Annotated in this window: 15 protein-coding genes; 6 read left to right on the plus strand and 9 right to left on the minus strand. The window is 37.9% G+C overall.

What is annotated here, in order from left to right:
* Positions 1–167: 167 nt before the first annotated feature.
* On the plus strand, positions 168–830 hold the full coding sequence (gene deoC / locus BMS_RS09765; protein WP_014244648.1) for a deoxyribose-phosphate aldolase: 663 nt from the start codon (positions 168–170) through the stop codon (positions 828–830).
* 6 nt (positions 831–836) lie between these two features.
* Here deoC and BMS_RS09770 read toward each other — a convergent pair whose 3' ends face one another.
* The 3 genes from BMS_RS09770 to BMS_RS09780 all read right to left on the minus strand — a co-directional run bounded on the left by BMS_RS09770 (position 837) and on the right by BMS_RS09780 (position 6,309).
* Positions 837–1,280 carry a PaaI family thioesterase gene (locus BMS_RS09770; protein ID WP_044558054.1) on the minus strand — a complete coding sequence of 148 codons (444 nt, stop codon included), beginning with the start codon at positions 1,278–1,280 and terminating at the stop codon, positions 837–839.
* 74 nt (positions 1,281–1,354) lie between these two features.
* Entirely contained in the window at positions 1,355–2,149 is a 795-nt protein-coding gene (gene proC, locus BMS_RS16985; protein WP_014244650.1) for a pyrroline-5-carboxylate reductase, read from the minus strand.
* Complete coding sequence (locus BMS_RS09780) at positions 2,146–6,309, minus strand: proline dehydrogenase family protein (RefSeq protein WP_014244651.1); 4,164 nt, start codon at positions 6,307–6,309, stop codon at positions 2,146–2,148. The genes proC and BMS_RS09780 overlap by 4 nt, the downstream gene beginning before the upstream one ends.
* A gap of 174 nt (positions 6,310–6,483) precedes the next feature.
* Between BMS_RS09780 and BMS_RS09785 the strand changes: the two genes are divergently transcribed.
* Positions 6,484–6,849 (plus strand): response regulator, encoded by a 366-nt coding sequence (locus tag BMS_RS09785; protein WP_014244652.1) that lies wholly within the window; start codon positions 6,484–6,486, stop codon positions 6,847–6,849.
* 37 nt (positions 6,850–6,886) lie between these two features.
* The gene (locus tag BMS_RS09790) at positions 6,887–8,032 is read left to right on the plus strand and encodes a hypothetical protein (protein ID WP_014244653.1); all 1,146 of its coding nucleotides are present in this window, start codon (positions 6,887–6,889) and stop codon (positions 8,030–8,032) included.
* Here the strand turns inward: BMS_RS09790 and BMS_RS09795 are convergent, their stop codons facing one another.
* Positions 8,033–8,461: a hypothetical protein gene (locus BMS_RS09795; protein WP_014244654.1), complete on the minus strand. Its 429-nt coding sequence runs from the start codon at positions 8,459–8,461 to the stop codon at positions 8,033–8,035.
* Positions 8,462–8,535: 74 nt separating this feature from the next.
* Here BMS_RS09795 and BMS_RS09800 point away from each other — a divergent pair, with 74 nt between their 5' ends.
* Positions 8,536–10,578: a TonB-dependent receptor plug domain-containing protein gene (locus BMS_RS09800; protein ID WP_014244655.1), complete on the plus strand. Its 2,043-nt coding sequence runs from the start codon at positions 8,536–8,538 to the stop codon at positions 10,576–10,578.
* The gene (locus tag BMS_RS09805) at positions 10,579–11,751 is read left to right on the plus strand and encodes an HmuY family protein (RefSeq protein WP_014244656.1); all 1,173 of its coding nucleotides are present in this window, start codon (positions 10,579–10,581) and stop codon (positions 11,749–11,751) included.
* Positions 11,752–11,801: 50 nt separating this feature from the next.
* On the opposite strand, the gene BMS_RS17745 is transcribed toward BMS_RS09805, so the two are convergent.
* From BMS_RS17745 to BMS_RS09825, 4 genes are all read right to left on the minus strand, one after another.
* Complete coding sequence (locus BMS_RS17745) at positions 11,802–12,029, minus strand: SWIB/MDM2 domain-containing protein (protein ID WP_197536777.1); 228 nt, start codon at positions 12,027–12,029, stop codon at positions 11,802–11,804.
* 603 nt (positions 12,030–12,632) lie between these two features.
* The gene (locus tag BMS_RS09815) at positions 12,633–13,076 is read right to left on the minus strand and encodes an N-acetyltransferase (protein WP_014244658.1); all 444 of its coding nucleotides are present in this window, start codon (positions 13,074–13,076) and stop codon (positions 12,633–12,635) included.
* A gap of 69 nt (positions 13,077–13,145) precedes the next feature.
* Positions 13,146–13,451, minus strand: a complete 306-nt coding sequence (locus BMS_RS09820) for a c-type cytochrome (RefSeq protein ID WP_014244659.1) — start codon at positions 13,449–13,451, stop codon at positions 13,146–13,148.
* 62 nt (positions 13,452–13,513) lie between these two features.
* Positions 13,514–14,182, minus strand: coding sequence for a hypothetical protein (locus BMS_RS09825; RefSeq protein ID WP_014244660.1), 669 nt, complete (start codon positions 14,180–14,182; stop codon positions 13,514–13,516).
* A gap of 64 nt (positions 14,183–14,246) precedes the next feature.
* On the opposite strand from BMS_RS09825, the gene BMS_RS09830 reads away from it, so the two are divergent.
* Entirely contained in the window at positions 14,247–14,861 is a 615-nt protein-coding gene (locus BMS_RS09830) for a thiamin pyrophosphokinase (protein ID WP_014244661.1), read from the plus strand.
* Here BMS_RS09830 and BMS_RS09835 read toward each other — a convergent pair.
* Complete coding sequence (locus tag BMS_RS09835) at positions 14,839–17,211, minus strand: penicillin acylase family protein (RefSeq protein ID WP_014244662.1); 2,373 nt, start codon at positions 17,209–17,211, stop codon at positions 14,839–14,841. The genes BMS_RS09830 and BMS_RS09835 overlap by 23 nt on opposite strands.
* Between the last annotated feature and the right edge of the window lie 46 nt (positions 17,212–17,257).

A 17,257-nucleotide genomic window follows, 5' to 3' on the forward strand; every position in this document is an offset into this window, starting at 1 on the left:
GAAAAAGCGACGTTATCAGTGCAACTAAAGAGAAGGTAAAAATAAATATGGGGTGAAAGTACCACTTAAAAGACTTCATAGGCATAGCTTACAAAGCACAACACATTAAGACAATTGCAAGTTTTTTGAATCTAAAGTAACGTATTAATCTTAGTAAGGAGAATCACTTGAAAGAGCTAAATAGATATATTGATCACACACTACTTAAACCTGATGCCACCAAGCAGCAAATAGAGACCCTCTGCCAAGAGGCTAGAGACTATAACTTTGCAACTGTTTGTCTAAATCCATGTTGGATCTCATTGGCCCACGAATTACTCAGAGGAAGTGATACTGGCGTATGTACAGTGATCGGTTTTCCCCTTGGGGCCATGCAATCTGCGACAAAAGCATTTGAAGCGAAACAGGCCATAGAGTCTGGCGCAAGTGAAATTGATATGGTTCTAAGTATTGGTGCCCTTAAAGACGGAGATGATGATTACGTCCTAGAAGATATTGCGGGAGTTGTTAGAGCATGCGGTAAAATTCCAGTAAAAGTCATATTTGAAACTTGCCTCTTAAACAGTGAAGAAATTAAGAGGGCATGCCAATTAAGTGAAAAGGCCGGTGCAAAATTTGTAAAAACTTCTACTGGCTTCTCTACTTCTGGTGCAACTATTGAAGATGTTAAGTTAATGAGAAGTTCTGTTAGTGAATTAGTACAAGTAAAAGCATCTGGTGGTGTACGCGATATGGAGAGCGCAAAGGCCATGATAGAAGCAGGGGCCACAAGACTTGGAACAAGCTCCGGAACAAAGATTATGCAGGGAGAGAAAGGAAGTGGCTACTAGCCGCTTCTACTTTCTCTTTAACGATAGCAGAAGAGAGAACTCTGCTACGATTTCATCGCCTAATTTGTCAGGACATTTTGCAATTATTTTAACAGGCATATGATGTCTTTCATCACTTGCAATAACTTTATCTACAAACGCGCTTATTTCTTCACCTTGCTCACAGATAAAGTGTGTATCGCCTTCAGCTCTCTTATGAAACTTAGCTTCAAATTCCTTAAATGCAAGAGAGACACGCTTACCAGATTTTTCAATCTGCTTCATGGCCGCTAATCCACCGGCACAGTCTGCACCAGCTGCGAGAACTCCAAAGTACATTGAGTTTAAATGATTCTTAGTTCTTCTTGAAAGAGGGATCTTTACCACACAAACTTTGTCAGTCATCTCAATAACTGAAGGCCTAATCCAAAAGAGAAGAGGAATCTTCATAAGACCAAAAATTCTAATCATGGCCGTATCACGGTATTGGGCAGGAATTCTATTTAAAATATTCTGAGTAAGTGCGCTCATATTAAACCTTTCTTTTATTTAGATAATTCTACAGCTCTATTATAGGCCGCATCGATGGCCATATCCACTATTTTCTCAAGCCCCTCACCTTTAAAAACTTCAAGTGCTTCATAAGTCACACCATTTTTACTAGTAACTTTAATTCTAAGCTCTTCACTAGAGTCACTACTCTCTAATTGAAGTTTACTACTTCCATAGAAAGTCCATTTAATCATCTCTGTGGCAATATCTCTAGCAATGCCCATACTCACCATCTTCTCTGTCAAAATTCTTGAGAATTCGAAAATATAAGCGGGGCCAGATCCACTAAACCCAGTAATTAAATCAATTTCTTCCTCTTTTTCAAAAGTAAATACTTTTGAGAACCCACTAAAAATATCATTAAGAAAATGCCGCTCTTCACTCCCTACTTCATCAGTAAAGTAGAAGGCGTTAACTCCAGCTCCTACAAGTGATGGAGTGTTAGGCATAACTCTTAAGACTTTTGATACTCCTAGACTCTTAGAGATTGTCTCTGTAGTTGTTCCAGCAAGAATAGAGATTATAGTAGCGCTAGGCTTTAACTTACCTTTGATACTCTTTGCGAGTTCTTCAAATTGTTGCGGCTTACATGAAAGCATATAGAAGTCACATTCAGGAATCTTAGAAAGATCAGCAACATGAGTTCCACTAACAACTTTTGCCAGTTCTATGGCCCTGGTGTTTGAAGGAGTGTAGAGAAAGTACTCCAGCTCCTTAGAACTCTTATTCATACCCTCGACTATTGCCTGGGCCATATTTCCACAACCGAAACTTAAAAGTGATTTCATAAGACAACATCCATTGGAGCGCCATGTCTCATTGTATTAACTGCAAATGATCTGATATTTACGTATTGTCTACAGATTCTCTTAAAGTCATTAATATCTGACATATCATATTTAGAAATAATATTTCTCATGTGTTTATGATCTTTATAATTCTCATAACTCCATTTTGAAATCTCTGCGACGTCCTCAATTGTTCCATCGATTAAGATATGCTTTAAGTCTGTCTCACCTAGAGACTTCTTTAGGAGTTCTTCACTTACAAAGTAGACGTCGAAATTCTCTTTAGAAATTCCGTACTCTACGAGAATATCTCTAAATCCCATCCACCAGTCATAGGCTTCATTGTTTCTACAATTCACAGTGATCCCTGCACCTGAAACCAACGCAAGAATAACTTCAAAGACAATCTCAAAATCGGGCTGCGTTCTAAAAGCCGCCACAAGAGCCTTATGTGATCCTTGAGTATAATCACAATAACTCAACTGCCCAGGGATTCTTCTATTCCAATGTTCACGGTTAAGAAAACTTTCATAATTTACATTTAGCCACTTATGAAAAGTACTTAGAGTTTGTTTCTCCTCTGCTCTAATCCCACTAAAGAGATGTTCAAAGTGTCTGATGACATGAGAGACGACCTTGTCCATTCTCTGAACACGCCCTTCACCACTGAGTCCACTTGGTCTTGAACTCTCGAAAGTATATTCACTTCCGGACTCTTTCTTTGATTTACAGCTCGTAAACTCTCTTACAGGATTTCGGTGTAGGTAACTTAAATATGATCTACTTCCGGCATTAGGTCCTGTACCAGACATCTTAAACCCACCAAATGGTTCAATGGCAACACGAGCACCGGTGATACTTCTATTTACATAGATATTTCCCGACTCCATTCTGGCAGTAAGATAATCTATATCATCTTGGGATTGGCTAAATACTCCGCCAGTAAGAGCGTAGTCTGTACCGTTATAAATACGAAGTGCTTGATCTAGATGATTGAAACCAATGATATGAACGACTGGACCAAAGAGCTCTCTCATTGCATAACTCTCAGGGTTTAGTGCTCTAGAAATTGGCAGCTCAATAAGAGATGGCCCTACACAGTAGCCAGGTAGCTCTTCGCTACTTCTATTGACATGAACCTTTCCACCAAATTCATTGGCCTCTTTCTGAGCTTCATTTACTTGAGCAATTAATCTCTGCTTATCTTCTTGAGTAATCACAGGATTAACTGTAGTTCTAAAACTATAAGCTTCTCCAACTTCAATATCTAAACAGGCTTCCTTGAGTCTTTCGATTAGACGATCCTTAACTGCATTATCAACTAAGACTCTCGAAGCAGCGGAGCACTTTTGTCCAGCATGTCCAAAAGAAGAATAAAGAATCCCTGCAACAGTTTCATCAAGCTCAGCATTGGCCGTAACGATGACAGCATTCTTTCCACCCATCTCAGTAATGACACGAACAGGATATGATGCCTTAGTTAATTTATTTTCATATATTCTAGAGTGGGCCTTACTTGCGATAAGCGTTCCCACATTCTTAGATCCAGTGAAGACAATTGTTGAAACTCTTTCATGAGTAACTAGAGCATCTCCTACAATTTCGCCAAGACCTGGTAAGTGGATAAGAACATCTTTTGGCACACCAGCTTGATGGAGAATATCGACAAGCTCTTGAGAGATCAGAGGAGTTTGCTCTGCTGACTTTAAGATAACGGTATTACCTACAACCAGAGAACTTACAACCATCCCACACGGAATTGCCAGAGGGAAGTTCCAAGGAGAGATCACAGCACTTACACCGCGCGATTCAACTCTATCATTTAAAGATTGAATTCTAGCCTCTTCACGAGCGTAGAAGTTTAAGAAGTCTACGGCTTCATCCACGTCTGCCAAAGCTTCATTAATGGCCTTTCCTGCTTCATAGACGATGAGCGCCGACAATTCATTTCTTCTTGCTAGCATTAAGTTTGCGGCCCTAAGTAAAGTAGACGCCCTAATGGCCCAGTCAGCGTTCGCCCATGCTCCAGAGTTATAAGATTCATCACAAACTTCAACAGCTCTTTTGGCATCACTTGCATCGGCAAAAATTATATCTCCCACCTTAATATCAGGATTAGAAGAAGAGAGAATTGTTTGCTTAACTCCCTCTTTTAGAAAATCATTGGCGTAATGCTTTCCAAGGTTTCCTTTAAACTTTTCTAACTCGTCTTCTGTCCACTTTCTCTCACTGTCGAGATAAGTTCTAACTGGTGTTATATTTGTGAAATCACCAAGTAAGTGAGTTTGAGTTTTATCTCTTTCTAAGTGACCGTCTCCAATCTTCTGCTTGTGAATTTCCTTAGGAGTAACTAAAGAGATATTCTTCTTATGAGATCTCATAATGGTAAGAACTCCAACCTGTGAAGAGTTCTCCATAATTCTTCTCACTAAATAGGCCATCCCAACAATGAGTGCTCCAATTGGAACATAATTTCTAACCACCCAACCCATTTTCGCCATCGCTGTTGATAGCGCCTCATAAGTCATGTGAAGACATTGGTGCTCAATTATTGGTAAGTCTTTATACTTATTTTCTCTTAGGGCCTCAGCAAAGGCGTGATCAGAGAAGTTATGCGAGGCCAAGCATAGCTGAACGTGAGGATTGAAATCAAAAATCTTTATGATGATTTGTCTAAAATGTAGATCTGTTTCTTCTTTATTTAAAAACTCAGGCGCATCAAATGAATGGGCGTCGGCCTCAACTGTTTCAGCGTCCCAATAAGCACCCTTCACGAGTCGAATTGGCATGATGATTCCACGCTCTTTAGCCAGTTCAACAATTTCTAATAAATGTTTATAAGCATCTCTTAAGTATGCCTGGAGAACAATTCCTGTGGCCTTATAGTCTTTGAGTTCTTCAGTTTCTAAAAGAACTTTTCTATACACCTTGAAAACGATGTCTCTATAGTCGTAGTGTTCAGCATCGATATTTATGAAGACATCTTCTTCCTTAGCGATAAGAAGAATCTTCTTTAGTCTTGGTGCCACATGCTCATAAGTGTAATCAAAAGCGTATGGTTTAAAATCAGAGCAAAGAGCAGAGACCTTAATTGAAACATGGGCCCTATTAATTCCCGCTGCATTTAACTCCCCTTTCTTAACATGAAGAGAGTATCCCTTGATTAGTTTTATAACTTCATCACAGTAGTGATCAGCTTCTTTTTCCGACACTACAAGTTCACCAAGTTGATCTAACGTAACATCTCTTCCCGTGCTAGCAAGAGTACTTAGTGCTTGTTCAGCTGTCTCAATTGTCTCACCAGCGATAAACCTCTTGGCCATAAAACGAACTTTAAAGCGAACGCTAAAAGCAAGAAGTCCAGGAGGGCAGATCTTACAGATATAATAAGCAATATTCACCCATACATATAAACTCTTAGGTAGAGCTTTATTTTGGCCTTTTAGTCCAAGCCTCTTGGCCTTCAATGAATCACTTAATAATCTTCTAAGTGCCTCTAAGAGGATTCTCTTTACTTCCCTTCCCTTGAGATCATGATCTAGTGAAGGCAAGATAGCTAAGAACTTTAAGAGGTGTATTCTCAAGAGAGCAAATTGAGCTGTTAATCCAAGTCCATAATCAGAAACGCGCTCAAATAAACTCGGCGTATATTTATTAAGGTGAATAAGAAGCTCATCAATGATGGTAGATGACTTCTGTTCAATCTCATCCATTTCTGTGTCTTCTAATAAATCAGTTAGTTGATATTTCTTTGTTGTTAATTGGAATATAGAAGGAAACTCTCTAGATGAGAGAGAAGCGGCCATCTCTGTATGAGACTTAAATGCTTCCACTTCATTCTGTTCACAGATTCTCTCCATCTCAGGAATGATAAAGAATTCATAACTAAGCATAGGTGAGTAAATTCTAATTTCCTTCACATCGTAGAAGAAGCCAACAAGATAAGGAGCACTCTTTAAAATTATCTGCTGTCTAAAGTCACCAAATCTTAACTTAGTAAAAGGGGCCAGTTCTTCTTTAACTGCACTATCTAATTGAGAATCAACAACTAAAGATTTTTCAAAATCACAATTAAAGATAACCTTCCAGTCATCAAGGGCAAAAGTTAAGAGATTAGGAATGAGAAATTCCTTAAAATTAAGCTTCTTTTCAGAATTCATTTTTCACCTATTATTTAAAAATTTTAACCTCTTACCTTTACCGTATTTGGCTAAACTAGACTAGCTCTGTCTTGAGAAAAAACACGTGTGCGCCCCGCGCAACAGAAGTCTAAAAATTTACCTATTTTCATCCAGATAGATTTGCATTAAAATATTAAACACTGGATATTTAATATGACTAAGAAAATACTTTTAATAGACGATGAAGAAAGTTTACTAGATTTACTAGGTGACTTTGTTGAAGATATGGGACATGAGGTTGAGCTTCATACAAACCCTATTTCTGCCCTAGAGATTTACAATAATGGTAGTGATAACTTTAAGATGATTATCACTGACCATACAATGCCTGAGCTCTCTGGTCTTTCGCTCATAAGTAAAGTTCGTGAAAGTGATAAGAATATTCCTTGTATTCTCACTAGCGGTACGGCATTTGATGAAATAGAGTCCCTTGTACAGAGTGACCCGAACTTCTTCTATCTTAAAAAGCCATATAAGAAAGCAAACCTAAAAGAGCTCCTGGATCAAATCTATAGCTAAAATTGACTCTGCTTACACAAGTGTTTTACAATGAGATATGATCAAGTTTTTCTCAATCATTTTCTCATTTATCGCTCTAAATCTTCATCCTGTATACGCAGCGCTCTACTCTATTGAAGATCTTGAACAGTTACAGATAAGTAAGAATTATACTGAGTTTCTAAACCACGCTCACGATATTCGTCCCTCTAGTAGAGACAAGCGTTGGAGAGAGATGGTTCAAACCATGGCGGTAGGACAATTAGACTTTCTACTAGAGAAGAGAATCTTCAATCAAAAGTCCTTTAAGCTCATTGAGAAAATTGCCTTATGGCCGATACTCTTAGAAGATGAGTTTTTTCAGATTAAAAGAAATCGCTTCGCAGAGTTTTACCTAGAGAATTGCTTCTCTAAGCGCGGGCGCACAGACAGCTGCAAGAATGAATTGCTCAACTTTTGGAATGCCAGTAATCAAAACCCAGATCTTGCCATGTCACTAGTCAATATTCTTAAATCCTTTACTAAGGAAAAGGATTTCTGGGGCTTCTATCAGAAAGTAACTAAGAGTAGTTCTGCTGAATTCTACTGTCCAAAGATTGCGGTACGAAAATCAATCTTAGATCACCTGAGAGTGAATTTGAGCCAAGTTGAAGATCCAAAGTACGTAAAGAAGTTTATAGACGATAACCTCGGATCCACATGTTGGCAGAGTGTCCTAAAGGACTTAAAGGGAATGCTCTTTGACAAGAGCTTTACTCTTAGAAGTTTTGCCTACAAGGCCTTAAATAGCAAAGAAGCTCTTACTCAAGTCGAGCAAGATTCCTACTTGGCCTTCTATATCTTAACGAACCCTATTAAAGGCGACACATTCAATGTTGCTTGGTCATTGATTGAAAAGGTTGGTGATGACTATTCTAGAAGAATGAAAGTCTTTAAGGTTCTTAAAAATATCGATCCCCTACCTGGAGATATTTTTAGTAATTATAATAAAGAAAAGAAAGAGGCGATCATAAACCTCTTTGCCAATAACTTCCCTGAGTATATTGATCACTATGCTAGAACTTGTGTGAATTTTCTAAAAGGAATTGGGGACTTCCCAAGGGGGAATCCAACTCTCTACTGTAGTGAACTTTATAGCTCTTCCAAGTCTAAGAGATGGATTCGTCAACCTCTACAAATACAATACTCTTCAATTAAGAAGTAATTAATTACAGTATTGCTCGTCGCTAAATTGAATTTCGTAAACATTGTCTTCTGTAGAAGGTACATCTTCTAGATCAAAAACTTTATGTCCCCAATCAAAGAGGTAGAGCTTAAGGTCTACTTTATCTGTAACATTAATTCCAATGGCCCTCATCGTTTCAGTAAAGTGCTCAGCAATTCTACACTTATAGTTCTTACCGTATAAGGCCTTTGCTTGCTTGATAATATCTTTGTAATCAACACCTTCAACCTCAATTAGAAAGTGTGTCTTATCTTCATCAAAGAACTCTGGATTTTTGACTTGTATATAGTCACCTCTAACAGGCATCCAACCAAATTTAATATAAGTAAATGGAGTGGACTCTACTTCAACACTAGAAAAAGCAGGTGCAATAGAGAGAGTCATTAAAAGAGCTAGTAAAATCTTCATGTTATACTTCCTTTGATATTAGTTATTTTTTCATATCAATTTACGTTTTACCATTTAGATGATAATAGTTTCATATGTCAAACAAATGTTCAAATAGTTTATATCTATATAAAAAACTACACGCTATGGCCCTTCTCATGTGTGCCAGCTCGCTATTTGCTAGTGAGACTATTGAAGCGCCATTAAAGCAAGAAAATCCCGATAACACAGTCTTTATTTATGGAGGACTTAATACCAAGTCCGGATTAATAGATTCTGCCGTGAAAACAGAAGTTTTAAGCTCTGAGGAAATAGAAGACTCTCACTATCAAAACCTTTCAGAAGCGGTTTCTGATATTGCCGGTGTTTCTGAAATCTCTGTCGATCGTCGTGGAGGAGCTAAGACGGCACTCATCCAAGGCTTTGGAGAAAATAGTGTCCTCGTCATGATTGATGGTACACCCGTCTCACAAAATTCTTCATTTGGATTTGATCTCACACAAATATCTACAGAGAATATTGAGAAGATCGAAGTTATCAAGGGAGGGGCATCGGCCCTCTACGGAAGTCAGGCCATTGGTGGTGTCATAAATATAGTTACTAAGAAGCCAATCAATAAGCGAAAGACTTTTATAGACCTAAGCTCTTCAATGTCTGCTGATTCAAGTGATGCTAGACAAGTAAATGCAAAGGGCCTCTACAGCAATAGACTTGGTGGCGTTGGTCACAAGCTCACTCTCTCCTACCGCAATCAGAACGACTATGATTTAAATGAAAATACTTACGCTAAAGACGGTCCAAAATTCTCTAAGTTCAATGGCTCTCTCTATCTAGATAAGAAAATTCAAAATAATACTCTCTCACTTGGTTATCTCTACTTCAATGACTATGTGAAATCCACATCTTCAAAACCATATGGTTCCAGTACATTTGGAGAGGTAGACAATGAGACAAAGACGCAAACTCACAATATAAAACTTCAAAATATCTATAAGTCAGGTAGTGCCTCTGTTAAAACTTATATCAACGCAGAGTTTATAGAAGATGACTTAAATTTAAACGATAACCCAAAGACTTACTTCAAAGAAACTCACAAACTCACTAAGTACGACTCTTATAGGGCCGAAGTTGTCTATGACGATACTATCTTTGATAATCATGCCATTACAACAGGTCTCCTCTATAAAGAAGATAGAGTTAATCAAGACACAATTACTCAGCAAACTGAAGATATTATTGTTGAGCATAGTGATATCGACCATAAGAAAGTTTGGTCACTTCAAGGCTATGTCCAAGACAATTACTTTAAAGAAAATTATGAAATCTCACCTGGCCTTAGACTTCAATACGATAGCAACTTTGGATATAACTTCGCTCCAAAAGTTAGCTTTAGCTTATTTAATGAGTTAAATGACTCTATTGAATCTAAAACCTGGCTCACGATTGGTACTGGACATAGATCACCATCAATAAAAGAGAGATACTTCACAATGGATCACTCTTCTGTGGCCAATTATATAGTCCAAGGAAATGAAAATTTAAGGCCAGAGAAATCCGTTAGTGTTCAGCTTGGAAATAAATTAGATATCAGCAGAGCGCACTCCATCCATGGAAATATATTCTACAATAGGATCTCAGATTTAATTGAAACTACTGAGTTACCAAGTAGTAATAGCACCAAAATATTCTCTTATGAGAACTTTGATAAAGTAGAGTCCTCTGGCATTGAGCTTGGATCTACATTAAAGGCCAATAGCTGGAATACACTTTCACTAAATTACTCATACACGGAAACCATAAATAAACAAACGGGACTTCAATTGGCGGGAAGACCTCTTTATACTTGGAAAGCAAAGCATAGCATTTCTCCAACAGAGAATATTCAAGTTATAAATTCCCTACGCTATATCGGAAGAAAGTACACGAACGAAGAAAATACAAAAGTATCTAAAGGCTATTCCTCTTTAGATACAAAAATTAATTACGCTTACAATAAGAGTATCAATCTATACTTTGGTATTAACAACTTACTCAACACGGTAAAAGATCCTGCCAGCGATACTGTTATTGCAGTAAATGATGATAGACCATCACTTGGGCGACTCTTTTACACTGGCATACAATTAAAGGATTTCTAAGTGAAGATAATATTTCTATGCCTCTTATTTCTTACGCTATCGTGCTCAAAAGTTGAACCCTTAACGGCACCTGTAAAAGAGCAGAGCTACACAGACTTTATAACTAATAAGTCACAATATATAACAGACCAATCAAGTGATATTTTTGAAGAAACTCCTTGGTATATCTACGATGAGAATAACCACATTATCTGGCCAACGTTCTCAGTCTACGCTCTTAGAACTAATTCGAAATATTATAAAGTTCAAATCCTTGATTACTATGATAGCAGTGCGAACCCTGGAAATTATACTCTTCGAATCGCCGCTGAAAATGAAAGTGAAAAGATTTATTCTTTCAATGCCGCAGGTTGTGGCAATGTCTATACCAATAGAGATTATGAAAGTTGTATGAATAATCCACTCACCAATATTTATAAGTATCTCAATATTGAAACTGGTGAAACTTATGACTATACAAGTGAGCAGGCTTTAGAGAGTAAGCAGTGGGATCTCGCCTTTAACGGAACGAGCATAAGAATTAATGCTGGAAAGTATGGAAAAAAAGGTGCCAGAATTGGAAGCCTCTTTATTTATACTGACTTCTTTCCTGGTGGTGTCGTCGATTACCAAAGAATTGCAGAGGTCTCATTCTCAGATAGGGGCTCACGCTTTTTCAATTTAGATATGGACCTTAGAAATATCCCCTACGCTCTTCCGCCAGGAGTGGATAGAGTCATAAATGAGCCTGACTGGTTTTCAAGCGACGAGGTAGATCCAGATCTTTTTAAGGCGAAGAATGACAATTGGTGGCTTATAAGATCAAGTAGTGCTGACAGCTATTTTAAATTTAACGTTGCTGATATAAATGAAGTTAAAGATAGTGACGGCAATATTGAAACGACAATAACTATAGAGAGCTACTACCAAGCCCCTGGAGAAAGTGAGTTCTCCCCATCTCTTCGCAGTTGGCAACTTGAATCCTTCTCTTCAGCTAAGCGATTAGTGCGCTTATGTTTGGACTTAGATCAGCAAGCTCTCGTTCATTGTTCAAAAGATAAGGCCAAGGTTGATTTAACTTTTATGGCCTTAAACCGAGAGCCAAGACAGTGGAAAATTCAGACTGCTAGTGGGGCCATAGGTCCACTCTCTCTCGAAGATATCTCCAGCAGAAGTACTGGAAAATTAGAATAAAAAAAGCCTATCCGAGGATAGGCCTTCTTATAAACTTGAATTTTATTGAATTAGCTTAAGTGCTTTCCAAGAATCCCAGCAAGTTCGAACATAGTAACTTCTTTCTTACCAAATACTTTCTTTAATAGATCGTCAGCAAGAATATTTCTCTTGTTCTTTGGGTTTTGAAGATTATTCTTTTTGATATAATCCCACATTTTCTTTACAGCTTCAGTTCTAGGAACTGCTTTATCACCAATTACAGCCGCTAGGTCAGCAGATGGAGTCATGGCCTTCATAAATGCTGCATTTGGCTTTCTCTTAGTTTTTTTCTTAGCCGCTTTCTTAGCTACTTTTTTAGTCGCTTTCTTAGCTACTTTTTTAGTTGCTTTCTTAGCTACTTTCTTAGTTGCTTTCTTAGCTACTTTCTTAGTCGCTTTCTTTGCTACTTTTTTCTTAGTTGCTTTTTTAGCTACTTTCTTCTTAGTTGCTTTTTTAGCTACTTTCTTCTTAGTTGCTTTCTTAGCTACTTTCTTCTTAGTCGCTTTCTTAGCAACTTTCTTCTTTGTTGCTTTCTTTGCTACTTTCTTCTTAGTTGCTTTCTTTGCTACTTTCTTAGTCGCTTTCTTCGCTACTTTTTTCTTAGTTGCTTTCTTCGCTACTTTTTTCTTAGTTGCTTTCTTAGCTACTTTCTTAGTCGCTTTTTTAGCTACTTTCTTAGTTGCTTTCTTAGCTGTTTTCTTCTTTGCCATGACATCCTCCAGAATACAAAATGACATTTTTCCAAACTAAATTTAACTTATCTATTAGTCTAATCGAAAGAATACAAAAACACTTGAGTTTTTTTCACTTTTTAATGAATTTTTTTTAAGAAAAAAAAAGGCCCACATAGGGGCCAAAAGCTATTTCAGATTTTTTATCCACTCTACAACCTGCCCATTTTCTCCTAGGCGCTTGTCGGTTTTGTGGTAACCGTGACTTTCATTGAGTGAATACATTCTGAAGTTATCAATCGAGCAGTAATGAATAATCTTATTTACTTTGTGCTCTTTAGCCTCAGTTTCAAAGAAGTCTTTTATCTTATGAGAGAATCCACTTCCTTGGTGAGAGATTTTAATCGAAGTATTCTTCGAATATAGGGTATTTTCTTTGATTTTATAAAATAAAGCGGCAATGATTTCACCGTTATTCTCTACACCATAGAGATTCCAGCCATCCTTAACTTCTTTTTGGATCTCATCGAGGTTCCAGTTAAATCCTGGAGAATCAGAGAAGGCATCTAAGTTATAATCATAGATCATTTTAATATCTTTAGAGGTATTGGCCTTTACGAAATCTAGACTCATAGCAATCCTTTGCTCTTTTGAAAGAAATAGAGGTTATTAATAACCTCTATTATAACTGAAAATGGAAAATTACTTTAGTGTACTAATATATGCCGCAAGATCTTCTATATCAGTATTAGACAAATTCTTGATGAATGGAAGCATCGTTGGATTCTTTCTCTCAACTCCGGCCTTGAATTGCTGAACAGAGCTAATAATATACCAATCGTGTTGTCCAGCAATACGAGGAGCTTTCATGGCCTCATTACCTTCACCATTAGCACCATGACACTGAATACATGTTTTATATAGAGTTTGACCTCTGGCCGCGTCCGCAGCAAGACTTTGAGCTGAAATTAAAGATGATAGGGCAAACACTGCCAATAATGTTTTCATTGCACTCCCAAATATAGACTTTGAATTAAGTTGTAATACATTGAATATTAACGATTCTAGAGCTACTCGGCAACCAAATTTATCTTTTCGCATTGAATAACGCTTCGAACTAATTCCTCTAGAGTTCCAAGAAGCTCTTTATTCAATGTATTTGGGGCCAATTTCATATTATTTATCCCAGATTTAAATCCGATAACGAGCTCTGTCTCACTTAAGTGAATACACTCTACTTCAATATTCTTCTCGCTTAGATACCCCAATGTATTCACTCTTAAAGTGAAAAAGTCGGAGATAGCATTGATCTTGTCTACGTAACTAGCTTCTGGTCCAATTTGCCACATTTCAAGACCGTCAGATAGCTCAACAGAAAAAATATGTCCCATCAATTTTGCACAAAATAGCTCTATAAATTCACTTGGAAACTCAGATCCTTCCATAGATGAGACGTGGTTTTGATCCCTAAGAAAGCTCTCAACTTCTCTCGCAGACAAAGACTCTACTCTCTGCATTTGAGAGTTTTCAAGAAGCGCACACAGAGCATAGCTTACGCTGTCAATGGCGGTATTGTGACAGGGTCTATGGTTAAGCTTCTTAACTCTACCTCGTTCGACAACAACACTAAAATCAACACTATGAGACTTTGCAGTTGCAAAAAAGCAAGCTTTGTCATCGTTCATTTTATACTTGTCAGACTTTGAAAACTCTAAGACTCTCCTAGAATATTGACCCAAGAAAATACCCCTTATTTAAGTTAACCCACTTAAATTAAAATAAAATGGACTATATAATAAGAGTATGACGAAGACAAATAGACTCCCTCAGAGCTTTACCAATGCCCAAGAGATAAATCTCATTGGTCCCCTCGATATCCAAGAGAATATTAAGTCCTCTGAGCTTCCCACGCTAATTGTAGACGGTGGAATGAATCATGGGCTGAACTTTCCAAATTCAATAAGTATTGGAGATGGAGATAGCTCAAAGTTAAGCCTTGATATTGAACTAAGCGCAGAGAAGGATCAAAGTGATTTGGCATGTGCTCTAGAGCTAATCCTAAACCAAGTAGAGAGTTGTAAGAAAGTTAATCTATACGGCTTTTTGGGACAGAGAAAAGATCACGAGCTGATTGTTATAGGCGAGGCCTATGAGTTTGTAAGAAAGTCCTCTGCTCTACTTATATTTGATAAGAGTTTAAAAATTATTCCACCCAAGCCATATACTTTTGAGATTAATGGACTCTTTAGCATCATGTCTCTTCAAGAGTGCTTATTTAGTATTCAAGGAAGTGCTAAGTACCAAGTATGGCCTGCAAAGAAACTTGGAGTTCTATCGAGCCTAGGTCTTAGTAACGAGGGAAGTGGAGAAGTCACTATCACAAGCGACGCCCCACTTATTCTTTATAGTGAGGAGTGATTTCCAACCTAGTGGCCGCACTCCTTTCAATAAGCTCTTTAGAGAGAAGTTGTAGTCGATACTTACCACTTAGAAATCTCTCTCTTTGGTTTTGAAAAAATGGACTTAAGTAGTGCGCTGAAATACCAAGCGGAAGAATCCCATAAGACTTACCAGGCTCAGAAAAGTCAATAATTCTTCTCGTACTCGGCCCACTCTTAACTTGAAAGCCGTCCTTACACCCAACTTGTCTAAAGTTATTCACATTATTATAGCCGCCCATAACAGGGTAAGGTCCTAGGTTTAAAATTTTATTGAGTGGAAAGCTCTTCCCCAGTGGATGAGCGAACTCTAAAGTATGTAATCTCCCCCATGTCCACTTAGAAATATCGTCACCATATTCATTCTTAAGAATAGCGACCGCATCTTTAAAACTCTTAATCAGAATATCTTTTCGTGTCTCAATTTTGTCAGTTGTTTTAGAATAGTCCCACCATTTTGCATTTTCTCGCTTTAACATTCTTTGCATGGCGTACCAACTGGCCGAAAGACCGCAGTACTTTAGAGCATCGTCCCTTTCTAATTCATCAAATAAATTGAACTTCAATTGAAAGAGAGTCTGATGATAGAGCGAAGCTCCAACACGATTTGGAAAGGTTTGCATATCCCAGTTTTTTAGCTCGTCTAAAGCGCTCATCTCCAGTGGAGAAAAGTTAGCGGTATCAATTTCCTCAATGAGTTGTTCTCTGACCCACTCAACTTCGCTATTGAGAACACTTGTTTGCAAGAGCATCGTCTCTTCTACAGACCACTTATCTTTGGCCATCAGACGAGAGAGAATAGTTATGAATCGATCCCTTGGCTGCCACATCCCTCTAAATCTCTCATCCGCTGTAAGAGGACGGTTATTTGCTGAGGCAATAACACCACTTTCAGGGTTTATATTGTGAGGCATTTGCGAAAACTCATAGTAACCCTTGTAAGCATCTTCTTTTGAGCTTCCATCCATGACAACACGACTATCAGAGAGCTCACTCCTAATTGGATAACGACCAAGATTAAGTCTAGCTATATTATCATCAGCATCAGCGTAAATAATATTCAAGCCAGGAGAGCCCACCACCGAGACTCCTCTTTGAAAATCTTCAAAGCTTTGAGCTCGTCCCATCTGGTAGAAGCCTTGAATAGGATGATTATCAGGAAGATAATATGTCCACTTTAAAGCAATACCTTTATCTTCAATAATTTCATCTAGAAGAGGTCCATTGCGAGTTACACGAACAGGTAATTGAAAGTCATCCCCTCCCCTTACCTTAATTACTTCAAGCCTTCTCTCTATAGGTAATTCTCTTCCATCAAAAATAGTCTCATTACCAGAGGCCGAGAATTTCTCTTTATAAAAGTCCATATCATCTAGATAGGAAATAGTTATCCCCCACGCTTTCTTAAAGTCATGACCCATGACTGCAAAGGGAATATTTGGGAGGAAGTGCCCATAAATTTCGTAGGGATTACTAGGATCTTCAATTTTTAAATGGGCCTCAAACCATATCCCCGGAAGAGAGAAGCCAATATGGGGATCAGAGGCAAGCATCGCTCTTCCACTGCGAGTCTTCTTTGAACTTAAGGCCCAAGCATTGGAACCTTCAAAGCCACCAAAAGAGTTATTCAAATCATTGAACGCCTGAAAAATACTCTTTAATTCTCCATGAATCTTAGCGGTCATTATAGAGTGACGAGTGGGTTCTACTTGTAAATCATTCCACAATTTCTCATCTAAATCTCTTTGTAACTTATCCATTAAAAGATCGTGGCGCATAAACGCTGCAAATGAATAGGCCATATAGCCAACGACTGCATATGAGTCGTAGAGGTCGAACTTTCTAGGCGTAATTCCCCCTAGAACGAATTCAATAGGAAGTTTCTCATGTTCAATAAAGTAATTAACCCCTTCAAAGAATGACTCCATTTTAGTCTTTATTTCTGTAGGCAAAGGGCGCTCTTTAAGAGACTTTCTAAAGTGCTCAACGAGCCCAAGAGTTCTAAAAGTCTTATCTATTTCCAACCCTTTTTTACCGATAATTTCACTTAAAGTTCCAGATCCTACACGTCTGAGCATCTCCATTTGTAACAATCGCTCACTGGCCATGACATAGCCTAATACACGATAGGCATCTCTATCATTTTTAGCGCTGATGTGTGGAATCCCCTCACTGTCTCTAATAACCTGTACTTTTTCTTGCAGAATAGGCATTTCCAAAACACCATCTCCATAGGGGATCACTCTGATGAGTAAGTAGTAGAGACACCCAAGAACAAGTGCACCAATAAGAGGTATAACGTAGATAATTTTACCGAGGCATGACTTCATATATTCTTCTTTATTTTTTCATTTGCTTTAAATTCTAAGGAATATC

This window comes from Halobacteriovorax marinus SJ (assembly GCF_000210915.2).
Taxonomy (GTDB): domain Bacteria; phylum Bdellovibrionota; class Bacteriovoracia; order Bacteriovoracales; family Bacteriovoracaceae; genus Halobacteriovorax; species Halobacteriovorax marinus.